Annotated in this window: 17 protein-coding genes; 7 read left to right on the plus strand and 10 right to left on the minus strand. The window is 39.0% G+C overall.

Features of this window, described 5'->3' with window-relative positions; genetic code table 11:
* Positions 1-1,051 (plus strand): mechanosensitive ion channel family protein (locus ACO1O5_RS03755; protein WP_486268499.1); only part of this gene is annotated, 1,051 nt, incomplete at its 5' end.
* Between the two features lie 3 nt (positions 1,052-1,054).
* On the opposite strand, the gene ACO1O5_RS03760 is transcribed toward ACO1O5_RS03755, so the two are convergent.
* From ACO1O5_RS03760 to atpA, 4 genes are all read right to left on the minus strand, one after another.
* Entirely contained in the window at positions 1,055-1,528 is a 474-nt protein-coding gene (locus ACO1O5_RS03760) for a DinB family protein (protein ID WP_486268500.1), read from the minus strand.
* A gap of 12 nt (positions 1,529-1,540) precedes the next feature.
* Positions 1,541-2,617, minus strand: a complete 1,077-nt coding sequence (locus ACO1O5_RS03765) for an SGNH/GDSL hydrolase family protein (protein WP_486268501.1) — start codon at positions 2,615-2,617, stop codon at positions 1,541-1,543.
* A 30-nt stretch (positions 2,618-2,647) separates the two neighbouring features.
* Positions 2,648-3,343 (minus strand): zinc metallopeptidase, encoded by a 696-nt coding sequence (locus ACO1O5_RS03770; RefSeq protein WP_486268502.1) that lies wholly within the window; start codon positions 3,341-3,343, stop codon positions 2,648-2,650.
* A gap of 128 nt (positions 3,344-3,471) precedes the next feature.
* Positions 3,472-5,049, minus strand: coding sequence for a F0F1 ATP synthase subunit alpha (gene atpA, locus ACO1O5_RS03775; protein ID WP_486268503.1), 1,578 nt, complete (start codon positions 5,047-5,049; stop codon positions 3,472-3,474).
* A gap of 212 nt (positions 5,050-5,261) precedes the next feature.
* Here atpA and ACO1O5_RS03780 point away from each other — a divergent pair, with 212 nt between their 5' ends.
* Complete coding sequence (locus ACO1O5_RS03780; RefSeq protein WP_486268504.1) at positions 5,262-9,575, plus strand: T9SS type A sorting domain-containing protein; 4,314 nt, start codon at positions 5,262-5,264, stop codon at positions 9,573-9,575.
* Between the two features lie 128 nt (positions 9,576-9,703).
* A complete protein-coding gene (locus ACO1O5_RS03785) occupies positions 9,704-10,201 on the plus strand; it encodes a hypothetical protein (RefSeq protein WP_486268505.1) in 498 nt (165 codons plus the stop codon).
* A gap of 63 nt (positions 10,202-10,264) precedes the next feature.
* On the opposite strand, the gene ACO1O5_RS03790 is transcribed toward ACO1O5_RS03785, so the two are convergent.
* From ACO1O5_RS03790 to ACO1O5_RS03800, 3 genes are all read right to left on the minus strand, one after another.
* The gene (locus ACO1O5_RS03790) at positions 10,265-12,772 is read right to left on the minus strand and encodes a discoidin domain-containing protein (protein WP_486268506.1); all 2,508 of its coding nucleotides are present in this window, start codon (positions 12,770-12,772) and stop codon (positions 10,265-10,267) included.
* Between the two features lie 438 nt (positions 12,773-13,210).
* Complete coding sequence (locus ACO1O5_RS03795) at positions 13,211-13,450, minus strand: hypothetical protein (protein WP_486268507.1); 240 nt, start codon at positions 13,448-13,450, stop codon at positions 13,211-13,213.
* 164 nt (positions 13,451-13,614) lie between these two features.
* The gene (locus ACO1O5_RS03800) at positions 13,615-14,367 is read right to left on the minus strand and encodes an arylamine N-acetyltransferase family protein (RefSeq protein WP_486268508.1); all 753 of its coding nucleotides are present in this window, start codon (positions 14,365-14,367) and stop codon (positions 13,615-13,617) included.
* Positions 14,368-15,185: 818 nt separating this feature from the next.
* Between ACO1O5_RS03800 and ACO1O5_RS03805 the strand changes: the two genes are divergently transcribed.
* Positions 15,186-15,818 (plus strand): hypothetical protein, encoded by a 633-nt coding sequence (locus ACO1O5_RS03805; protein ID WP_486268509.1) that lies wholly within the window; start codon positions 15,186-15,188, stop codon positions 15,816-15,818.
* Between the two features lie 54 nt (positions 15,819-15,872).
* On the opposite strand, the gene ACO1O5_RS03810 is transcribed toward ACO1O5_RS03805, so the two are convergent.
* The 3 genes from ACO1O5_RS03810 to mgtE all read right to left on the minus strand — a co-directional run bounded on the left by ACO1O5_RS03810 (position 15,873) and on the right by mgtE (position 20,522).
* Complete coding sequence (locus ACO1O5_RS03810; protein ID WP_486268510.1) at positions 15,873-17,948, minus strand: beta-L-arabinofuranosidase domain-containing protein; 2,076 nt, start codon at positions 17,946-17,948, stop codon at positions 15,873-15,875.
* 77 nt (positions 17,949-18,025) lie between these two features.
* Positions 18,026-19,078 carry an alpha-L-fucosidase gene (locus ACO1O5_RS03815; RefSeq protein WP_486268511.1) on the minus strand — a complete coding sequence of 351 codons (1,053 nt, stop codon included), beginning with the start codon at positions 19,076-19,078 and terminating at the stop codon, positions 18,026-18,028.
* A 64-nt stretch (positions 19,079-19,142) separates the two neighbouring features.
* Positions 19,143-20,522 carry a magnesium transporter gene (gene mgtE / locus ACO1O5_RS03820; RefSeq protein WP_486268512.1) on the minus strand — a complete coding sequence of 460 codons (1,380 nt, stop codon included), beginning with the start codon at positions 20,520-20,522 and terminating at the stop codon, positions 19,143-19,145.
* Positions 20,523-21,023: 501 nt separating this feature from the next.
* Here mgtE and ACO1O5_RS03825 point away from each other — a divergent pair.
* The 3 genes from ACO1O5_RS03825 to ACO1O5_RS03835 all read left to right on the plus strand — a co-directional run bounded on the left by ACO1O5_RS03825 (position 21,024) and on the right by ACO1O5_RS03835 (position 24,595).
* Entirely contained in the window at positions 21,024-21,848 is an 825-nt protein-coding gene (locus ACO1O5_RS03825; protein ID WP_486268513.1) for an MBL fold metallo-hydrolase, read from the plus strand.
* A 323-nt stretch (positions 21,849-22,171) separates the two neighbouring features.
* Entirely contained in the window at positions 22,172-22,456 is a 285-nt protein-coding gene (locus ACO1O5_RS03830; RefSeq protein WP_486268514.1) for an antibiotic biosynthesis monooxygenase family protein, read from the plus strand.
* Between the two features lie 234 nt (positions 22,457-22,690).
* Positions 22,691-24,595, plus strand: coding sequence for a T9SS type B sorting domain-containing protein (locus tag ACO1O5_RS03835; RefSeq protein WP_486268515.1), 1,905 nt, complete (start codon positions 22,691-22,693; stop codon positions 24,593-24,595).
* The last annotated feature ends 146 nt before the right edge of the window (positions 24,596-24,741 follow it).

Consider the following 24,741-nt stretch of genomic DNA (forward strand, 5'->3'; position numbering starts at 1 on the left):
AATCATTGTGGTATCGTTTGCACTTATTAAAATTTTAAAGGGCCCTGTATTGAAGAAATTAAAAAAATTGTCCCTTGCAACAACAATTACTTTCGATGATTTTATTGTGTTAGCAATTGAAAAGTCAGTAATACCCTTTCTATATTTTGCGGCCATCTTCGGTGCGTTTGATTATCTCACTTTTAATACCCGTACCACCCATATCATACAGGTAGCCAAATTATTTATCATTACTTATTTTATTTTAGGCCTCATCAATTCTGCCATCCAATATTCCATTTTCGCTTTCCTCGAAAAGCAGGAAAATAGTGATGTAAAGAAAAAGCAGGCACGAAGTCTTGTCATCATTTTAAAAGGTGTTGTGTGGATAATGGGCCTCGTGTTTTTGGTAAATAATCTTGGCTATAACGTTACTACAATTATTACAGGCCTGGGCATAGGCGGTATCGCCATTGCACTCGCAGCACAGGCGGTGCTCGGAGATTTCTTCAGTTATTTTGTAATCTTCTTTGACCGGCCATTTGAAATTGGCGACTTCATAATCGTTGATGATAAAGTAATTGGGGCCATTGAATACATTGGAATAAAGACAACGAGAATCAGGGCCATCAGCGGTGAGCAAATTGTTTGTTCTAATAAAGACCTTACAGATTCCAGGGTACATAACTATAAGAAAATGATGCGGCGCAGGGTGGTATTCAGCATTGGTGTTATCTATCAAACGACAGCAGAACAGATGAAGAAAATTCCGGGTATTATTAAATCGATTATTGAAAATACAGAGAACTCAACTTTTGACAGAAGCCACTTTTCAGCCTTCGCTGATTTTAGTATGAACTTTGAAACGGTTTATTTTATTGAAAGCCCTGACTACAATATGTATATGGATGCACAACAAAAAATTTACCTGGAAATATTGCAGGCATTCGAAAAAGAAAAAATTGAATTTGCTTACCCAACGCAAACATTGTTTGCAGGAAATGCCTTTATAAATCAAAAGGAAGAAAAAACGAATGGGGCAGAGAGAAAAGTTAGTGAGAGGGTAAATTAAATTTTAACTAAGCTTCCTGTATTTCGTTCCAATGTAATCTACAAAGTCGGGCTCAACGCCCTGCCGGCGCAACAGCGTTTGTATTTGCGCCCTGTGATGTATGGAATGATAATTTAACTGCAGCGCAATATCTTTTGGTGTAGCCGCCCAAAGGCCTCCGTTATACCCGATGAAGGTAGTTTCGGTTTCAAGTTCTTCATCTGTTTTTGAGCCGAGATAGTTAATCCAGCTTTGTAAACTTTTATTCCACTCATCTTCCAGTTTATTGAAATCGTATACCGGCAACCACCAATCCATTTTTTCATAACCGGGAGTTTTTAGAATTCGTGCCAGCCATTTATATTGGCAATTAATTAAATGACTGAAAAATTTTATGCTTTCCTCACGGTTACGCAGCAACGCAATTTTTTCCAGTAGCTTTTTATTGGTTGAACTGTTGTATTCAAATGTTTCTATTAAATAGGTTTTCATTTCCATAGACAAACTGTTTTACCATTTAATGTGTTGATCGATGAATTGTATTAAACCATCAGCCAGCATTTGCTGTTCTTTTACTTTTGGATGGCCGGGCGTTTCTTTATACGGCGCGAAGTACGTAAATATTTTTTCATCGTGCAATTGATTGACAGCTTTCTCAACGTAGCCTGGCCATGGTGATCCTTTCCGGGTAATATCCATATTGCCGAGCATGCAAATAATGGGCGCATTCGGATAAGTTGTTCTTATAGTCTGCACGAAACTTTTACAGGCATTAACAATCTCGTCTTCATCCGGCGCTTTCGTTCCAAACCTGTTTTTAAATTGTTGGTTATCGGGCATGTTCACGATCCACGAATCGTTTTGCAACAAATTAATTACAACGAGGTCGGGAGTATATTCCGAAAAATCCCATTTACTGGCTGAGTCTGTAGGGTCAAGCCTGTTATACATTTCCGGCATTATCAGTGGGAACCAACTCACCATAATACCAATACCACTTTTTGAAGTGCAATGATATTGCGTATTATAATGCCTGGCGGTTATAGCAGCGTAGGCATCATAATTATTTTCATAGTAACCATTAGGCGAGTCATGCACTTTATCGTTAATAGCATAACCACAGGTTATTGAATTCCCGAAAAATTCTATTTTTCTTTTTGGAAGCTTTGATGGCTTTAAAATTTTACTTTTTTTACTCAATTCAAAGCCATAAAAAAAAGTTTTTCCTTTATCCCATTCTGTTCGCTTAAATAATTGCAAGGAATGCTTCGCATATGGCAGACCGGTAGCAAGAGCAACTGTTCGCTTAGTTGTATCAAAATGAATTTCATAAATACTGTCATTGTCAATAATCACATTATAATAATTGGCAGTGTCCTGATCTTTAAAGGTTCCGGAAATTCCGGTGCCTTTGAAATTTATTCTTACCGAAGTTCCCGGCCATGTGAGTTCTGCTGCATCTTTTGCGTAGGGAATTCTTCCTTCATAAATAACACGCTTATTATTATACGAAACAGATTTTGTTTGGGAATCTACACTCCCTGAAAGCAAACAAAAAAGAATAAGACAGTAATGAAATTTAATCATGAAGAAGACTAGTTTGAGGTTTAGAATTAATTAATCCCTGCTTCTTCCCTGGTAAATTAAAATGTATTGTATAAGTAAAGCAATGGATGCAAGTGCTGCGATAACGTAAGTTAATGCCGCCCATTTCAAAGCATCTTTTGCTTTATCATATTCTTCGGGCGATGTAATGTGCGATGCTCCCAACCACTTCAAAGCCCTGGCCGAAGCGTCAAACTCAACAGGTAATGTTATCACAGAAAAAAGTGTTGATGCGGCGAACAGAATAATGCCAATTAATAATATTGTTGGATTGCCGCCGCCAAAACTAAAAAGGCCAAGCCCAATCAATATAATCCATTGGGCAAGGTTACTGCTTATTTGAACTACCGGAACCAAAGCGCTTCTAAGTGTAAGCATTGAATACGCTGTCGCATGTTGAACAGCATGCCCGCATTCATGCGCAGCCACTGCAGCGGCTGAAATGTTTCGTCCTTCATATACATCGGGACTGAGATTAACTGTTTTTTTTGTGGGATCGTAATGGTCACTCAAAAAACCAGGGACTGACGTAACGGTTACATCAAAAATTCCATTATCGTGGAGCATTTTTTCAGCAATTTCTTTTCCGCTCAAACCACTGCCGGTAGGTATTTTACTATAAGTTGAAAATTTGCTTTTAAGCCTATATTGAACAACCATGCCCAACACCATAAATAAAAGGGAAATGAATATTATTCCTAAAGGCATTTACTTACATATTTACAAAACAAATTTACAAATAGTATTTAAAACCGTTATTGCATTCAATCGGGGCTTTGATAAAAATAAAAAAGGGAGAAAAATTCTCCCTCAATATTGAAATAAAATTGACTTGTTTATTTAAATTGTGGCATGATATCCCTTGCCAGGTCTACCATTTTTTTGATTCCTTCCTCAGGTAAATTACCTTTCTTAAATTCAGCCAATATTTCAGGATGCTTATTTTCCATTTGCAGTAAAAACTGTTCTTCGAATTCCTGTATATGTTTTACCGGAACACTATTTAATAAACCATTAGTACCAAGATAAATAACAGCAACCTGTTTCTCAACTGCATAAGGTGTGAACTGCGGTTGCTTTAATATTTCCACGTTCCTGGCACCCTTATCCAAAACAGATTTAGTTGCTGCATCCAGGTCACCGCCAAATTTTGAAAACGCTTCCATTTCACGATACAAAGCCTGGTCAAGTTTTAATGTACCCGCCACTTTTTTCATGGACTTGATTTGGGCATTACCACCCACACGGCTTACCGATATACCCACGTTAATGGCGGGCCTTATACCAGCATTAAACAAGTTACCCTCCAAAAATATCTGACCGTCTGTAATTGAAATAACGTTGGTAGGAATATATGCAGATACGTCACCGGCCTGCGTTTCAATAATTGGCAAAGCAGTTAATGACCCGCCACCTTTTACCAGGTGCCTGATATTTTCAGGAAGATCGTTCATCTTTTGAGCAATCTCATTTTTCGAAATAATTTTTGCCGCTCTTTCCAAAAGGCGACTATGCAGGTAAAATACATCTCCCGGGTATGCTTCACGACCGGGAGGTCTTCTTAATAAAAGAGATACCTCGCGATAAGCTACTGCTTGTTTACTTAAATCATCATATATAATTAACGCCGAACGGCCAGTATCCCTAAAAAATTCACCAATGGCTGCACCGGCAAATGGTGCGTAAAACTGCTGTGGTGCAGGATCTGAAGCAGAAGCAGCTACAATGGTTGTATATTCCATTGCACCGTTATCTTCCAATACTTTCATCACATTTGCTATGGTGGATGCTTTTTGTCCTATTGCAACATATATACAATAAACAGGGTTACCAGCTTTATAAAATTCTTTTTGATTGATGATGGTATCGATGCAAATAGCACTCTTGCCTGTCTGCCTGTCGCCGATTACCAATTCCCTTTGGCCACGGCCAATTGGAATCATGGCATCAATGGCTTTAATACCTGTTTGCAGAGGCTGCTTTACCGGCTCACGAAAAATTACGCCAGGTGCTTTACGTTCGAGCGGCATTTCGTAGAGTTCTCCCGTAATCGGGCCTCTCCCGTCTATTGGCTCGCCGAGTGTATTAATAACCCTGCCAGCTAAACCGTCACCTACTTTTATAGAGGCAATTTTTCCTGTGCGACGTACGGTTCCACCTTCTTTAATATCGCCACTATCTCCCATGAGAACAACACCTACATTGTCTTCTTCCAAATTCAATGCAATTGCCTTAACTCCATTTTCAAATTCTACCAACTCACCCGAACTGACGTTATTTAATCCGTAAACGCGGGCAATTCCATCACCAATTTGCAGGACCGTTCCAACCTCTTCAAGGTTCGCTTCAACATTAAAGTTAGTTAGCTGGCTTTTCAGAATTGCTGATATTTCATCTGGTTTTATATCCGCCATAATATTTATTTTTTTTCGAGGTGCAAAGGTAGAATAAGATAAGTGGAGTAACAAAAATGGTTGAACTAAAATGTTCTTTTTTCTGATGATTTTATTAAATTGAGGAATTTTCCACATTAAAGCTGACCAAAAAAATTTTATGATAAGGACTGGATGGAATATTCACCCAATTCTTCATTTAAAATCTTACATTTATTTTTCAAAATTATCTCATGAAAAGACTCTTGTTTGTTACTTCTATAGGTATATGCGGCCTGTTACTTTTTTCCCTTCTTCATACCAAACTCCCCAAAAATATCACTGCACAAAAATCAACTGTTGATCCTGTTAAAATTGGGGAGGATGAAAATGAAGCAAATGAAGACGGAATTCTTCAGGCTCAGCAGATGGAATTTGAACTCACGAAAGATGTATCCCTTGGATATATACCCAAATTTAGATTGGTTAATGCCTATGAAAACTTAATGACCCAGAGGCGCTTAAGCCCAAATACTCCCAGTAGTGTTGCTTCACTAAGCTGGGCGGAACGTGGTCCCAATTCAGATGCAGTCGGACCGAGCAATGGCAATACACGGGCTGGAGGCGGAGTTACCAGTGGTCGCATGCGGGCTATTTGGGTTGACCTTTCTGATGCTACAAACCACACGGTATGGGTGGGTGGTATAGATGGAGGTTTATGGAAAACGACTGATATATCTGCATCTCCCGCAACCTGGACTCCTATAAACGATTTTTTTGGAAACCTTGCCATTTCCAGTATCTGCCAGGATCCGTTAGGAACTAAGGATACCATGTATTTTGGCACTGGTGAAAAAACATATAATGCGGATGCAGTAAGGGGCGGCGGAGTTTGGAAGAGTATTGATCATGGCGTCAGCTGGAATCTGCTTGCCAATACAACATCTTTTTTTAATGTTTCCAAAGTTACCTGTGATGCATCCGGTTATATTTATGTATCGACCATAGGAAATAGCAAAGGAATTCAACGTTCTACCGACGGCGGTACAACCTGGACAAATATTACACCTGCCGGGCTGAATGCTTCAATTACAGATATGAAATTGAGCAGTACGGGAAGAATGCATATTGTATGCGGATATTATAATGGGGCGAACCCCGGTTATCGCTATTCTGACAGGCCGGATACCGTATCTTCTATTGGATGGAAATCGGCCACAACTGTATTTCCGAATGTTCAATATAACTGCGAACTGGCTGTTGCGGGAAATACCCTGTATGTCTTAAATTCAAATTCATCTTACCAGACACCTCAAATTTATAAGTCAACAGATGGTGGCGACACATGGTTCGCAACCGTTGCCTCGCCGCCTGCGGCATCTGGCACCAATGATTTAAGCAGCGCACAAGCGTGGTATAATATGGCGTTAGCTGTGGACCCGGCAAATGACAAACATCTAATAGCGGGTGGTCTAAATTGTTACCGTTCTACGAACGGTGGCAATTCATGGACACAAGTTTCAACGTGGATAGGAACCTCGTTGAGTTATGTGCACGCAGATCAACAAACTGCAGTCTGGAACGGGAACCAGGTATTGGTAGGAAGCGATGGAGGAATTTTTTATTCATCAGATAGTGCAGCTACATTTACTGACAGAAACAGGGGGCTAAGATTAAAACAATATTATTCCTGTGCCCTGCATCCTACGAATACAAATTATTTTCTCGCGGGTGCCCAGGATAATGGGGTAGATCAACTTACCAATGCAGGCTTGGGAAGCTGCACTGAAGTGACTGGCGGAGACGGAGCATTTGTCCAAATTGATCAGGATCAGCCACAATACCAGTTCGGTTCCTATGTTTATAATACTTATAGAAGAAGCACTAATGGCGGTGCCACATGGAGTCCGGTAGATTATTCAAATTCGATCGGTCAGTTTATTAACCCAACGGATTATGATAATGTAAATAATATAATGTATGCCGCTGGCGCCAGCAACCAATACATAAGGTGGGACGACCCCCAAACCGGCAGCACTTTTACACCAGTTACCATCGGAACATTTTCGGGGGCAGTAAGGAGTATATCGGTATCTCCATATACATCCAACAGGGTATTTTTTGGAACCCAAAGCGGTAAAATAGTAAAAGTTGACAACGCTAACGTGGCGTCGCCTACCGCCGCCGATATCACGGGCAGCGGCATGCCGGGAGCCACTGTTTCATGCATAGCAATAGGCACTGATGACAATAATATTATTGCCACCTATTCCAACTATGGAGCTGTAAAGCATATCTGGGCAACCACCACTGGAGGGGGAAGCGGTGGCTGGACAAACATTACAGGAAATTTTCCCGACATACCTGTTCGCTGGGCAATTTTCTACCCTGAAGACAATACAAAAGCAATTATTGCGACGGAAATGGGTGTATATGAAACCAACAATATCAATGGGTCATCTACTGTGTGGACACAGGATCCAACCTTCCCTATCGTTCGGACTGATATGCTGAAATACCGCAAAAGTGATGGTACGGTTGCTGCGGCTACACATGGCCGTGGTCTGTGGACAGCGAGTGTGCCTTTTACAACTCCTTATGTAAGGTTTGCTGCATCTTTTAACGACCAGGCTGAAACAACCGCTGGCAGCACGGGATGCCGCAATTATAAGGATTATACTGTAAATATGAGTATCGATTTACCGCCCACCGGCGATGCCAATGTGACTCTCGCCGTTGCAGGTGGTGGAACGGCAACGCAAGGAATTGATTATGATTTTACCACGAATGGCAATTTTGCTTCTCCGTCAAATATATTAACATTTGCTAACGGGCCTTCAACTCCGCAACCTGTAACTATTCGCGTTTACGACGATGCTGAAGTTGAACCCACCGAAACATTTACCTTAAATTATGTAGTTGGAGGAACAACAAATGCGGTGGCAGCACCAAGTAGCCAAGCTTATACTTTTACAATAAGAGACAACGACCTGGCACCCGCTTCCAATGGCGCAACGGGCACGTATACAATCGGATCGCAAGCATTAACTTTAGGAAATACAAGTGCTGGTCAACCATTTGATGCATCTTTGCCAAGCAAAAAAACGCAGATGCTTTATAAGGCAAGTGAGTTAACTGCCGCGGGGCTTTCGCCCGGAACGATAACCAGTGTGGCGTTTAATATGGGTAAATCAAGTGTGCGGCCATACACTAATCTGCAGATCAAGATGGGGACAACGTCTTTGAATTACCTGGTAGATATTACCACAAATGCAGTTGCGACTTCATCGGTTAAATCGCTTGCCTCTTATTCAACTGTGAATGGATGGAATACTTTTACGCTCGATGTTCCATTTGTCTGGGATGGCAGCTCCAACGTTGCAGTGGAAGTATGCTATGATAATACCACTTCTGCGTCTGATTTTGCAGATCAAACCTATGGATATTCAGATGGCGGAACCGCTTCGCAGGGAAATATAATTTGGCAAGACAGCATTAATTGCAGTACACCTTTCAGTTCTGTTATTTATTATGGTTCCGGCGCGAAACCCGAGTTGAGATTGGGAGAAACTGCGTTCGGTAATTTGATAGATACGTCCGGATCCCGCACTGAATACGTTGGAAGTAACGGTAACTTTTACTTTTATACCGGATTACTTATTTTGAACAATCTTTCTTCTGCTTCGGCTGACCTCGGATGCGTGAATTCGGCACTAACAGGAACGGGTACAACGTGGCAGCCGTTTTATGGCGGTATGAGGTCTGAAAAAGTTTTTGATATTTCGCCATCAACAAATTCCGGGGCTTCTTATACAATAGGGTTGTATTTTACAACTGCAGAACTCGCTGGCCTGGATCCGGCGACACTAAAAATTGCGAAAACTGACGCCTCTACGATTGCAACAGCAACGGCAGGTAATACTATCATAGCGCCAACTTCTTACGTTTCTTATGCTAATGGTTATTTGTTTACTGCATCTTTTACAGGATTTTCTAAATTCTTTCTTGTAGATCCAAACGTGGTGCTGCCTCTTACTTTGGTTACTTTTAACGGAACTCTTAACAATAACAATATCCTCTTAAGCTGGAAAACCAGTTCGGAACAAGGTTCTAAATATTTCGATGTTGAAAAATCTCCAGACGCAATCGCTTTCCAATCAATAGGAAAAGTAACGGCGGCAGGAAATAGTTCATTGGTAAGTAACTATAGCTATACTGACAAGCTGGTGAATGAATATAATTATTATCGTTTAAAAATAGTTGATATTGATGGCAAGTTCACCTACAGTTCTACAATACTTTTGAAAGATGTGAATGTATCACAACGTGTTTGGGTTGACAACAATCCATTCCACGATATTATAAACATCCGGTTTGCCAGGAGCCCGCGACAAAAAGTAAGGGTTGAGCTTCTGAATGCAAACGGCGCTAAGGTTTATTTCAAAGAATTTGGAAGTTCTATTGTGATTAATCTAAACGTTTCGGGCGTAAACCTGGCCGCGGGAGTCTACTTGTTGAGAACAACCGTGGATGACAAAATTTATGTAAATAGACTGGTAAAACAATAGAAATTGTTCTCGAATAACTCGGGAGGCTGCTCTTAAAACGGGCAGCCTTTTTTAGTTCCAAAGGTTAACAGCGGTATAATTTTTATGTACATAATTTATGTTTTAAAAAAATCAATTAACTCTGTAAAATGATTCGATTGAAATATTTTCTTTTCTATTCATTTTTAAGCACCGGTTACTTTGCATGTGCACAATCAAAATATTCAATTAAGAATATTTACGCATTCTACAAAGTGCACTTACCCGGTAATATAGCAGTTGACGAAAATGGAAATGAAATACCATCGAGGGATACGATCAACTTCATATATATTGAATCTCCCTCTAAAGACATACATTGGAAAAATGCATGGAAAAATGGCAAAACTTTTACGATACTTCCCACCTTGATAGATGCAATTTCATATGATGTCGGAACCATCAAAACGACAAATGAGAAAATGCTTGTTCATGTAACTCATGGAAATAAACTATGGCAGCTCCAGTTAATTGCCTCTGATGAAATAATTGCACCACCGGAAAAGATTTTGCAAGATGAGATATTATTAGAGGGCGTCCATCATGGTAACCAAATTTTGAAAACGATTAAGAACCCCGTTGAACTAAATTCGATTCCCTCCCAATAAATTAATTTCAGGAATTTTAGGCAAGTGACTATTACCGAACCTATTTCCAGGTCCAGAGTTTCTTTAATGATTAATAGTGAAGGTAAAATTGGGCTTAATCATAAAATTTACCCCTGTAGCCAGGTTTAAGCTTCTTACGACCGGGTTTGATTTTACAATTACAGTTCCGGAATTAATAATAACATCAGTGTTAGCATCTGGCAGCTGGCCGCAACTCCAGTTGAGAGGATTTTCCCAAAGAGAGTCTGCAGTTCCCATCCAAGTGTCGGAAAAACGAAGCGTTATAGGGCTACTCGTTAATGTGTCCATAATACAACGATACTTGTAACCATACCATAAAGATGATGGATTATTTAATGTAAGAGTAGCGCTGTTTGTACCGGCATAAATGCTATCATTAATTATATTATGAAAGCCGCTACCTGAATCTAACTGCCACTGATAAGTAGCACAGGGGACATTTGCCAGAAGGTGATTATTTGAATTGGGGCAAATTGTACCTGAACCGACAATTTGGTTACTGCTTAATTTTCCATATACCTCAAATTCCCAAAGAGAATAACCATAGGAAGTACCTCTTTGTACACCCTGCATCCTAACGTATCTGCCACGTGCCTGTAATGGAATATAATTTTCAAAACTTTTGTTTCCGGTTATTACTTTTATTGTTGTCCAGTTAGTATGATCATCCGAAACCTGGATGTTAAAATTTTGACCTAAAGCCGTCTCCCATTTCAATACCACTTTACACAAATCATATCTGGCGCGAAGATCAACATAGATGTATTCAGAGTCTGTAGCATTGCTACTCCACCTCGTGGTAAGATTACCATCAAAAGCTGCCGAAGCTGGCAAACCAGAGGCAGATGTAGAGGCCACTCCAGGCTTATTCAATGCAATGTTTACTAAACTACAGCTATCACAGGCCGTTGAATCCTTTAATCCATATACCATTAACTGATTAGAAAATGTTGCGAGGTACACCTTCCCGTTTGAGATTGTGGGGCAGGTAAATTTGCCATAATTTCCGGGTAAATCATTAGAATCCATCGAAGAATTCCACAACTCCCTTGTTACATCTGTCGCACTAAATGCTCTTAATATACCCAGGCAAACCGACTGGTTTGCATTTCCACTCACCGACTGATTCACCCATAAGAGTGCAGTTGAATCAACAGATCCATTTGAAGATAGGGAAAAAAATGAGCCATTTCCGGAAGTAGGGCCATGTACACCACTCACAATTGCATTTAAAACATCCAGCGTGTCAGGGCCCCTCTTGTAAGGAAATGCATACAATGGCGCCTTTTCGCTCCAGGAATATACAAATTCCTTTTGCTCTCCTTTGTAATATGCAAGAGATGAACGAAGAATCCAAACATTAGTTCCAAGTACAATAGTTTGTACTATATGATTTGTTGCAGAATCATACCCTCCCATGTTATCACGGTTTAAAAGGTATAGGTTACCATCCTTAGCTCCCGTTAACACTCGATTGGTATTAGGAATTAATAACATTCCCGCCACGCCAAAATCTTTATCGTAACCATCGAGATATTTGTAATTACTTGGTGTAAAGAAATTGCTGACCTTCAAAGTATTCCCCGTCGGAGTTAATTTTAAAGCACTTTCAGAACGGTTGATCAAATTTGCCGAATCCTTTCCTACACCCACTGATCCGTTTCCGGTTGCCACGTATATATTTCCCGAGTCGTCAGCGGAAGGCGCTGCAGCGCTCATCCATATTCCACCAGCATCTCCATTCGGAGTATCGTTATAAACAATTTGCTGTTGCAAAGAGGTTTTGTTGTATCCAATTACCCACCCATGGTAGGGTCCCCAATCGCAGTGGGAAGCCCACGTGATGAAAACAATTCCGTTCAATAACAAAAGCCCCGCACGTTGGTTCTGCTTCTGGGGGTCGAATGTCAATACTCCTCCAACACCTCCGCTGCCAGTTCCAGCGACCTGGGCAGTTATTAATACCGGGCTATTCGGACGCTCGTGCCCGTTAGTAATATCCAATGCATGAAGGTATTGTTGAAAAACCTTGTTTGTTCCAAGTGTTACACTTCTTGATACTAAATACATTGTATTTGTGGTAGAGTCAATCACGGGTGTACCTACTATTCCCATATTACCACTAAAATCTTTATACATACCACTGCAGGCGCCCGTCATGTCACTATTCTTTATAGGTCTTGAGCCGGAAGGCGTTAAACTGTCCTGCCAGTAAGGGCTGCTAATGTTAGCGGAATCTGCATTAAATGCGTAAACTGAATTATTAACGGTAGCTACAATTACGATATTTTTATTCCCATTGCTGGGTAAATTGACGTTCAATACCACGAGCGGCTGGGCATATATTTGATCATCAACCGTACGTGAAAATATTTTGCCAAAAGATTTGCTATTTACATTCTTGGTTGTAAGAATTGATTCTTTATTGTTCCATCCTGTTCTATATAAATCATTGTGCTGGGTGAGAACTGATGTTTGCGAATTCGCAATACCAGTGGTAAGTAAACAAAGAATTACCAGGTGTAGGCGTAGGTTTCTGTATAAAGTCATAAGTCTCAAAGGGTGAACTATACCAACGGCAAATATAATTCGATATTTCAATTTCAAATAAACTCGGCAAAAAAGTTATACAAGACACGGGCCAAAACTGCAAACTGGCCTCCATCTTTTAAACAATAAAATACGTTTGCAGTACAGTTGCCCCCTATACCGATTACCTCTATAAATAAACGTCATAAATTTCTGGATAGTGTTCAATTGATGTAAAATTATTCACCAGGTATCCATATTTTTCTACAGATTCACTATGTAATTGTTGTTTTTTTGTTTCCACAACATTCTTAATGACAATGTGAAAATCATCAATGGTTAAATGTTTTTAATAATTATCCTGACTTTTTTTGGAATTATTTATCACAATGCTGACGGAGACTTTCTGTTTTTAGAAGCATTAGCGAACCTACACTCGATCAATAAAATTGTGACGCCTTAGTTTTTAAACAACCCTTTTACGATCTGCTTTCCAAAGAAATATCCGCAAACCGCTCCCACTACCGCACCAACTATCAGCCAGGTTACATTGTTGCCGGCTGCAAAAAAGGCAATACCTCCGCCAAATAGTAAAAAGAAAATAACGGCCACGGCAATAACGCGATATTTTTTTATATCCTTTTTAATCTGCGGAACAGGTGGATGCGGAGAATGCTTTTTCTTTTTGGTATGAGACATAGTCTAAAAATGATTTGAAAATTCTATAAAAAAAGAAGCGACAATTTAAATTTTATTATCCAGAATGAAACATAAATATTATAATGATTGCAGCAAGCTTTTAGAATAGAAAATATGCAGGCTTATTACTTATGCATTTTTTTGTTGGACTTTTGGCTAATGGCCTAAGGTTTTATACCAAAATAGCTCCACAATACCTGCTGAACTTCCATTTCATCATTTAATTTAGTCTCTTTTACAATTCCCTTTTCTGTTATTTTTAAAGTGGTACCAGTTAAGGTTATTCTACCCCATTCTGTTGCCATTGTGCAAATTCTTTTTTGAGTGAAATGAGATTCTTCATTTTCCTGGTGGTAAATACATCGTGAGTAAAATTCTTTAATCTTCCTCTTCTTTTTTGTGAAAATATATTCGGCAATAAATTCCCCGTGTTCATTCTTTTTTTGAACTACAAAGTATTTATTATCATATCTGTCGATTCTAAAAGTTCCTCCTGCGTCTTCTGTCTCGGTGCCTGTTTCTATCTTTATTGGGCATAGGGCGAACTCTCCAAATCCTACGTCGACAAGGTAATCATCTTTATCTAATGATACAATTAACGCCATATGGTCGAATTCAGGGCTATAATTTTTTGTAACATTATTATAAACCCTGGCAGAAACCATTTTAACCACAAACCCAATTTGTTTCAATAGCTTATAAAACATCCCGTTCAATTCATAACAAAAACCACCTCTCTTTCGGGTGATAACTTTATCAAACAAATTATCAAGGTTAATTTTTATTTTGTTTTGAATATCCAGGTTTTCAAAAGGCACATTCATTAAATGCAATACCTGTAGTTTTGAAAGCACATCTAATGACGCGGTAACATTACCATCATACTTAATTCGTTCCAGGTATTGTTGAATATTCATTGGATTGCAATGCTGTTTTCTGCTTCTTGGTAAATTTAATAAATGACTTTATAAAGTCGGAACGATTATCAACAGACCTGGTAAGTAAAAGAAAACACCGATAATTTATAGTAATAAACTCCGTGTATCTAAAAGGAAGTCTATTTCAGCAAGGCATTATTAATTTGAGTTTTGGCAGTTTCTATCGGCCATACCATGCAATAAAAAGACCCGCGGTTAAGCGGGCTTAATAATTTTAATTCCAGGGTTTGTTGTTCTAAACAGGATAAATTGGATAGTTGTTATCGGATTTTCTTTATTGAGATTATTTAGTAATCTATAGGTATTGGATGAAAAAAATTAGAAGTTGACTGATATCAGATTTTATGATTTTCTATTGGATAATTGGATAAAGGTTCTTTTCTATGGATTTGGATATTTTGATTAATGTTTCTTGAACATCAATCAACTTCTGGGACAAAGATACCTTGCTGATAATGCCAGCGCAAGAGCGGTAATGCTTAATTATTTGTCTTCTGAATTTACTACGACAATGGTATATCTACGAACATTTTGAATGAATAAGTACGTATAATAATGTGCTTGTATTGAAATGCTATTATTGTGAATCTGGAAGATAATACAACCTCTATCACGGTAACAATAATTGATAAGTTTCCTGGTGAGAGAATATTATCAAATTGTTCGAATTGTTATCGAAAATTCCTGCTACTTTTTGCCGGTTTACAGCCAGAAAAACCACTCAGCGTTTAACCGCCTGGCTTGCCATTAGATTAGCCCAATTCAAATTTCTGTCGAATCAAAAATGAGATATCGAAGTGCATCATCTCGCATTAGTTGATTTAATAGCTTACCTTGTAGCAATGGAAACAAATGAGAGAGTACATTTTGTATGTTTTGAAACTACACTTGATAAAGAGCAGTTTAGTAAGCGATGGGAGCAATTCAGGCATTCGTTAAATAGCAATAAAGATGTTACGCTGCATCAAAATGAAACGGAAGGAAGATTCCATTATGTTGCCCAACATCGTTTTACCTCCAGCGAATTGGAATTTAAATTTTCTAACGAAGGGAGAAATTCCCGGATTGTGCAAGTGCCAATAAAGTCAATTCTGGCAGGCGGCTATTCAATTTTGGAGGCAAATAGATTGCACAACACCGCTGGCAACGAACGCAAGATTATTGTTTTTCTAAGCGACCCAAGAGCCGATCTCAAGACTTACAAGCAATTATTTACTGCAGGTAATTTGAATATTTACGAAGCCTACTATGAAAATTGCAAATATTCATATATCCTGGAATATTATATTAAAACCAAAGATGGTTTGGCAATGCTGGATCAGTTGAAACAACACGACATTGCCGACATTGGTATATTTAAAGAGTATGCTCACATTAAGAATATTGAGAATGATAAGAAGAAAGATTTTTATGTTTGGCCAACGCATTGAATTCAATAACTACCATGATAGGATTTTTTCAACATGAATAAGGGCATAACAATATTAATTCACAACAGGAAATGCTGATATCCGCAACCGTGCGGCACCCATTGGTATTAAATCAATTGTTTCTTCTTTCGTATCAACAGTTACCGGGCTCTGCGGTAACGTTTCACACAAACCATACTTATCAAGTGTCCATGAAGTAATAAGTTTCCCTTTGGCCTTTATTAAGATAGGCACATCTGTTTCTGTAAAAGGAAAATTATTTTGTGGCCATTGTTTTTTAATTATTGTAAACTGATCGGCGGCTTGCTTATCATTTAATGCCAAACCATAATTCCACCTGCTGGCCGGATAAATTTCATAAGCAGGCCATTTGGTCTGATCCGCATTCGCCTGCCATTTTGAATCGCCTATGGCAGACTGTTTGCTATCCATCAACTTATACGATTCATCAATTTTTAAAGAAAAGGTAAGCGGGCCATAGTTAACACTTACACTATTCTTATTCTGTGTCCATTGTTTGATGGTTACGCCCATGGGTAACATTAATTCAATTACATCTCCCTGCTTCCAATTATTTTCAAGGCGTATGTACGAACCTGCAGTTGCATGAATATTTACTTGTTTACGATTAATACTAACGGTTGCATTATCGCACCAACCGGGTATACGCAGGTATAAAGGAAAACTTACCGGAGAAGTTACATTCACTTCAATTTTAATATGCTCATCAAATGGGTAATTCGTGATTTGCCGCAGCATAACGGTGTGGCCTGAACGATCTCCAACCTTTGCTGTTACAGCGCTGCTGTTGTATAATATTGCAGCCAGCCCATTATCGGGAGTAGCCATCCATAAATGCTCTTCGTAATATGGCCAACCCTGGGAATGATTGTGCTGGCAGCAACGACTGCTGAAGGGATTCATCATTAAAAAGGGACCTGCATTTTCTATACCGGGGGAATGATTTTTACTATCGCTTACCACCATATTCGGTGCGGTTAAATAACGCAAGCCTTTAAAGTCAGGCATTACAGCAGCGGGATACGTATTAAAAGCAACATCCTCACAATTATCAGCCCACATCGGATCTCCGGTTATGCCGGTTAAAATTTCATCGGAAGACATTTGCTCCACCATGCCGCAGGTTTCCACCGCCTGCCGCGGATCAGTAAATCCTTTACGGGCATCTTCATCCGCACCAAACATGCCACCCGGCACTTGTCCGTATATATTTCTTATTAAATAAAAATCGTTGTATGTCGCATTTAAATAGCTGGTATCTTTTGCCTGCATGTAATAAGTAGCAGGTTCCCTGAAGCACTGGGCAACATTAACATTGTGCCAGTTAGGTAATTCATTGTTTTGCGACCAGTTCGCGGTATTCCTGTGAATTTTATTTGCAAGATCAAGGAGCCATTTTTCACCGGTATGATCGTATAACCAATAAATACTGTAGAGATTATCACCGCCGCGGCTATTCTCCCAATATAGTTTCAGCATCAAACTATCGGGAACGGTTACCTGCCATTTAAAGTACTTTGTCATAAATGGTATTACTCTTGCATCATTACTATATTCATAATACGATTGCATACACCAGAGCATGATCATGTTGGGCCACAGATCAGGAATTGCATTTGCATCATTCTTATGTTTATCATCAATTACACGGGGGCCGAAGTATCCATTTGGTTGCTGGCTCTGAAAAACTTTACCAAGCCATAATTTAGTTTCAGCAATAATTTTTTCATCTTTTAAAATATACCCGAGATCACCATATCCTTTAAGCCAGTAAGGAACCTCTTCCCATCCATGATCACCCTTTCCGTTACCGCTAAACCATGCATTATTATTTTTATCCAGCCACCCGCTTATCTCACCAAGATGGCCTGTTAAACCGTCCCGCTGCAACTGCAGGTACTTTAAAATCCAGCCTTCCGGTTTAATAACACCAACCGGCAGCTTTATCAGGTAGAGAGGTTGCAAAGGTTCTTTGTTTCCGATATAAAATGAATTTGATGAAACAGTTGAAGGCCTTGCGACAACACTTGCATGTAAAGTTTTTTGCGCCCATAAATATTTGCCGGAAAACAAACAGACTAAGAAAACGAGGGTAAATAAGTTCTTCATTTTTTTAAGCATCCATAAAAGGATATTTTATTGACTATTGATCATTATTCTGATACTTTTAAATATCGTTATATTTTTTATTCTTTAAGAATCAGCTTTCTCAAAGCAAATACAAGTTGCCGATCTTTTTCACGAAGTTTGCCGCTCCTGTCTGGTGGAAGGTCCAATATTAATATGTTATCCTGCGCAGTTGCTATATTGTATAATTTCAAAAGCTGTTGAGGTGTTTTGTAAATGGTGTCGGTTGTATTATAAAACCATTTCTGGCTGATGCATACAGTTGTTTCCCATGGCATATAATAAAGATTCCCATTGTGGGAAAATAATTTAGGATCTGGGTTGGCAGGAAGATAAGGATCACCCATTCTGAAGTCGCTTGGAAAGTACCTGATGGGATATCCTGTTTTTTGCATCGTAGGTAATACAAATGATGAATCAGGGTCTGGGTTTTCCGGTGTTCCTATTGACCAATTAACGCCAACCTGGCACTGAGGCGCCATATTTTTTACCGTCTCATAAATTTCGGGGATGGGCCACCGTGACCTCTTTTTTTCCCAGCCGGCATCAAGCCATAATTCAACAACCTTTGTATGTTTATTTATGATGCCAATCAGTTCTTTAATCTGACCAATCATATATTGATTATATGCTTTATCCAAAGAAGTGTCATTGACATCAGCATTCTGATGCCTGTCCCACAAGGAATAATAAATACCCATGCCGATTCCGTATTTCCTGCAGGCCTCTGCAACAGCTTCAACTACGTTTGTTTTATTGCCCGAACTTCCCACATCATAATTAGTGTATTTGCTATCCCAGAGACAAAAACCATCCACGTGTTTGGTTACCAGAATTACATACTTCATACCAGCATCCCTGGCCGTGCTTATCCATTGATCTGCATCTACAACAAGTGGCTTATAAGAAGCCGGGGGCTTGCTACCATCTGTCCACTCCTGGTCGTAAAAAGTATTTATGCCAAAGTGAATAAACATCCCATATCTTCTTTTAATCTGTTGCAATTGATACACACTGGGTTTTGAGGAAGGTATAGGTTCAGTAATAGCCTGTTGAGCAAAAGAGGCCATACTCATCAATAATGTGGTAAAAAGAAAAGAGAAACTTTTCATGTTTATGTAAATAAAGTTAACATTCAAATTTAGTTTGGCATTTTCTTGGTCCCTGTCAATAGTCTTACAACAATGTTCCTTTTAAAATAATAGCGGCTATACTAAAATAGATAATCAGCCCTGTAACGTCAACGAGCGTAGCAACAAAAGGGGCTGAGGAAGCTGCGGGGTCCTGCCCGAGCTTTTTTAATATCATAGGAATCATGGAGCCACTTAATGTTCCCCACATTACGATGCCGATCAAAGTAAAGAAAATAGTAGATGCCAACAATCTCCAGTCAGCACCATAATCATAAATGTGCAATTCCTGCCATAAGGTAATTCTTAAAAAACCGATTGCTCCAAGCAAAACACCCAGAGCTAAGCCGGACGTAATCTCACGGCGCATCACATACCACCAGTCTCGTAGTGAAAGTTCTTTAACGGCCATGGCCCGAATGATTAAGGTAGCTGCCTGAGAACCACTGTTACCACCACTTGAAATAATGAGTGGTATAAAAAGAGACAACACTACTGCTTTTTGAATTTCGTTTTCAAAATGGCCCATTGCAGTTGCAGTAAACATTTCTCCCAGGAAAAGGATGATCAGCCAGCCGGCTCTCTTTTTTACCAGAGAATATAAAGTGGTTTGCACATAAGGAAATTCGAGTGATTCAACACCACCAAATTTTTGCATCTCCCGCGTATCACGCATCTCCTGTACATCCATAACATCGTCAATTGTTACTACACCTAATAATAAATTATCTGCATTAGTAACGGGCAAGACCGTACGGTCATATTCCCGGAATTTCGTAACGGCATCTTCCGTGCTGTCATCAATATCCAGTTTCACGCAATACCCATCCATAATTTCAGAGATATTTTTTTTAGGGTCATTCAACACTAATCTCCTTACAGGGATATCATCAATCAACTTTCCTTCCGCATCTACTACATAAATTACATTAGCGGTTTCCGAATCTACATGGTGTGTCCTTAAATGTTCATTAGCTTTTTCGATCGTCATATCTCCACTTATTGTTGCAAACTCAGTATTAACAAGCCTTGCCACACTTTCTTTTGGAAAGCCAAGCATATCATGGGTGGCCTTCTTATTCTTATCTTCTAATAATTCGAGAATATGTGATCGTTCTACGCCCTTATAAGAGTTGATCAAATTAACGCGGTCGTCGGAACTTAATTTGTTTAAGATATAAGTCGATCTTTCTTTACTTAATCCACGCAATACTTTTTTCTGCAATAAAATATCAAGATAAGAAAATACAACTACCTGCTTTTTTGGCGGAAAAGACTGGAAGGCATTTAAAGTACTATCAATTGGTAATTCATTAAATAGTTTAGCAACTTCTGATGGATGAATATTTTTTTCACTGCTCAAATGAAGCAGAGAAGAAATATCACCCTTCATAATTTTTTTTCTTATCTCGGCAAGGCTTACCATATTCAAATATTTAATCCTTAAAAATAAATAACTATTTAGTTTAAATGTATTTCAATGTGACGATAATCTTCATTTGACTGCCTGGGATTATTTAAACACCTGACCGGCCCTTGGCATTATTATACCTGCGATAAATCACGAACTGCCGAAAGGCAGAAAGAAATAATGTCACATTAAATAAAACTAAAAATGCATTAGAAATTATGGGTAAAAGTTGACTTTGGCGTACTACGATCTGAAATTTTTCATACCTTTTGTATTGCTAAAAAAAAGGACAAGTATAGATAGATTTGATTCAAAACCGAAACTTCAATATTTATAGCAGATGAAAAGTAGTGGACTGCCGGCAAACTTTAAAGAGAAAATACTTGCTATACTTATTAGGAGCGCTTAATTTAGCATTAAAATATCCTGATAAGTTTATTCACCGTCCATTGTTGCCATGTTTGATTAGAATTTTAACACCTCAGTATCAGGATCATTCAACTAAAATTTTAATAAATGACAATTAAATTCTATGGTGTACGAGGATCACTGCCGGTGAGTGGCAAAGAATTTCTGAAATATGGAGGCAATACTACCTGCATCCGTATATTCCGTGAAAACGTAAATAGAATTGCAATAATTGATGCCGGGACGGGCATTAGAAAATTGGGCAAGGAAATAATAAAGACAGGATTACATCAAAACATTATCAATATACTTTTTTCTCATTTCCATTGGGATCATATACAGGGATTACCTTTTTTTGCGCCAGCCTATAACCATCATCAAAAAATCGGGATACTCGTCATGGGAAAGCAAAGAGAATTTAAAGATCTAAAGGAGATTTTTTCGTTACAAATGCAAAAGGAATATTTTCCAATAGGACTTGAGACGATGGGTGCACAGTTTGAATTTTTATCGTATGGCGACAAAGAAACTCTATACGAAGCGAATGTAACTGTAACCCCTCAACACCATCTCTTCTGGGGAGGTTCTTACGGTTTGCGGATAGACGATGCTGCCGCCTCGCTTGTTGTGTGTACTGATATTGAGCATGTGGACGGAATTGATGAAAATATTGTTAACCTTGCCATGAATGCAGATTTGCTTATTCATGATGGTCAATACACTTCAGAAGAATACCAAAAACATAAAGGATGGGGTCATAGTTCCTGGGAACAAGCTGTTGAAGTTGCAATCAGAGCTAAAGTCAAGAAACTCGTTATTACGCATCACGATCCTGATCATGACGACGATTTTCTTGACTCTATGGAAAAAGAGTGTCAGAAGATATTTCCCGCCTCTAGTTTTGCAAAAGAAGGAATGGAAATTTTGGTTTAAAACACGAGGGCATTTTCATGTGTCATATCGACTCACATAGACGATTACCCGAAATAATTGTAGTAGTAATAAGCACCAACCCAACTTTCGCATCATTTAACAATTGAAAAGGATAAAAACTAACGCGACAATATTATTCTATCTTTAGATTTCGCACAAGAAAATTTGGGCTTAGCGAAACTGTTATGCAACCGCAGAAGACGCGAAGAAGAAAATTTAATAATTTGATTTATAGATTTTATTTGCTTGTTGCTTTTTAATTCGTATTTATGTATTCCCTTTCTGCCCTGAAAAATTAATATTATTAATCTTAAAAAAATAGCATGGTAGTACGTTTGACTCGATTACACATCCCGGCCGAAAAAGTGAAGCAAGCCAAAAAACTTTATCAAAAAGAATTAGTTCCGGAAGTAAGAAACCAGAAAGGCAATATAAATATCATGTTACTTGAGCCTACCGATGGCACTAACGATTATATTTCATTTACAGCATGGGAAACGGATGCAGATGCAGAAAACTATGAAACCAGTGGGAAGTATAAACAAATGGTTGACAAATTTAAAGATATGTTCACGGGCAAAACCGTTTTGAAGACTTACAAATCTTAAACGCCCTTTCCTTCTCTCAATCGAAGACGTCTTGCGAATATTCAGCATTTATTTCTGTTTCCTTTTACCAAATAAACAGGAAACCGAAACGGGTAACTTCGTCTTTCAAAAGAACAACATTTAAAACAAGTAAAATCTTTAACTTCATAGGCGATAGCGAAGCAACCGTAATTTTTTTTAGGCCGTTATAAGACTAATATGCCGGTTTACCATTTCAAATTTCAATTACTATTATTGGGCTTGGTTGTATGTCCGGGCTTTTTTGTGGCAAATGCCCAAACCTGTCCTTTTAATATTGATTTTGAAACGGGAACTTTCGTTGGATGGCAATGTTATATTGGTGAAGCAGATACCGTAAACGGAGTTAATGTTCTTAATTTACAACCTACGGCAGGGCCGGTTTTCAATCGCCAAACAATGTACACGGCAAATTCAGGAGACAGTGTAGATCAGTATGGTGGCTTCCCGGTAAATTGCCCTAATGGCAGCCAGCACTCCATACGGCTTGGCAATAATTTAGCAGGCACGCAGGCAGAAGGAATATCGTATGAATTCACCATTCCTCCAGGCCGGGATATTTATTCGCTCATCTATCATTATGCTGTGGTATTCCAGGATCCTAATCATGCAGAATATCAGCAACCCCGATTGGTAATTGAAATTACTAATGTTACCGATCACAAAACAATTTCGTGTTCTTCTTTCACTTTTATTCCATATGGTACGCTTTTGCCCGGCTTTTTCGAGTCGCCAAATCCTGGGGGAGAAACGCCTGTTTGGTGTAAAGACTGGTCGGCAGTTTCAGTAAATCTTGATGGCAACGCAGGGAAAACGATCCGTCTTTTTTTTAAAACAGCCGATTGCACTTTCAAAAAACATTTTGGATATGCTTACCTGGATGTTAATTCAGAATGCTCCAGCAATTTTGTTGGAAGCACTTATTGTAAAGATGATACGGCTATAAATTTAACGGCACCTTTTGGATATCAAAATTACACCTGGTATGATAATGCATTTACGAAGGTGCTCGGAACGCAACAAACAGTTACCTTTCAACCTCCACCACCAGCAGGATCAAAATTCGCAGTAGTGGTAGCGCCTTACGATGGTTACGGATGCGTAGATACTTTATACGCAATGCTGGAAGATTCATTAAATGTAATATCCAGGGCAGGAAGAGATACGCTTTCATGCAATCTTAACCCGGTGCCAATCGGCGCCAATTCTGTTCCTGGCTTAGTATATACCTGGAGCCCGGCAGCCGGACTATCTAATTCTCATATTTCTAATCCACTGGCGGGCCCGGAGAGAACCACTGACTACATCCTTAGAACCAATCATGACGGCGGAGGATGCATAAATTATGATACAGTTCGTGTTATAGCCTCCATAATTGACAGTTCATTGCGTTTAACTGGTGATGCTATGTATTGTTCCGACAGTGGCGACAGTGCAGTGCTTCATGTTAATCCAACAAAAAAGATTCAATGGTACAACGATAAAGGATTGATAGGAGGTGCAACGCAGACTAGTTATAGAGTTAGCGAAACGGGTACTTATTACGCACTGCTTGTTAATAGTGATGGATGCAGTATTGCTACCGGCAACAAGGATATTGTAATTGATAACCCCACGGCGGGTATCAATTATCCGGTGGAATATGCCGTTATCAATTTACCTTTTGATTTAAAGGCAAGAAAATTTGGCAACGAAGTATTATGGAGTCCGGGAACCTTCTTAAATACCCGTACTAATTATAACCCCGTTTTTACGGGACCATCAGATCAATTGTATACAATAGCAATAAAAACTTTAGGGGGATGTGTTACCGTAGATACGCAATTAGTTAGAACAGTTGAGAAAGCTGATATTTTAGTTCCAACTGCGTTTACGCCTAACGGTGATGGGTTAAATGATTTCTTACGGCCCGTGTTATTTGGCATCAAGCAACTTAACTATTTCAGAATATATAACAGGCTTGGATCCCTTTTATACCAAACCGCTACCGACAGGGCCGGGTGGGACGGAACATTCAAAGGTATTCCTCAATTATCGCAAGTAGTTGTTTGGATGGCAGAAGGCATAGGAGCAGATAATAAAACATATAGCCGAAAAGGGACCAGTTTACTGGTTCGATAAAATGAAACTGAGCTGCCGTTAAAAGAACACGCCTTACTATCCGGAGTCACCGTTAAATTATTGCAGCATGAAGTACGGCACAGGAAACAGTATTTTTGAAACTGCGCCGGGCAATTTAGCAACAGCTAACAATAACGGCTATACCA

Source organism: Ginsengibacter sp. (assembly GCF_057362405.1).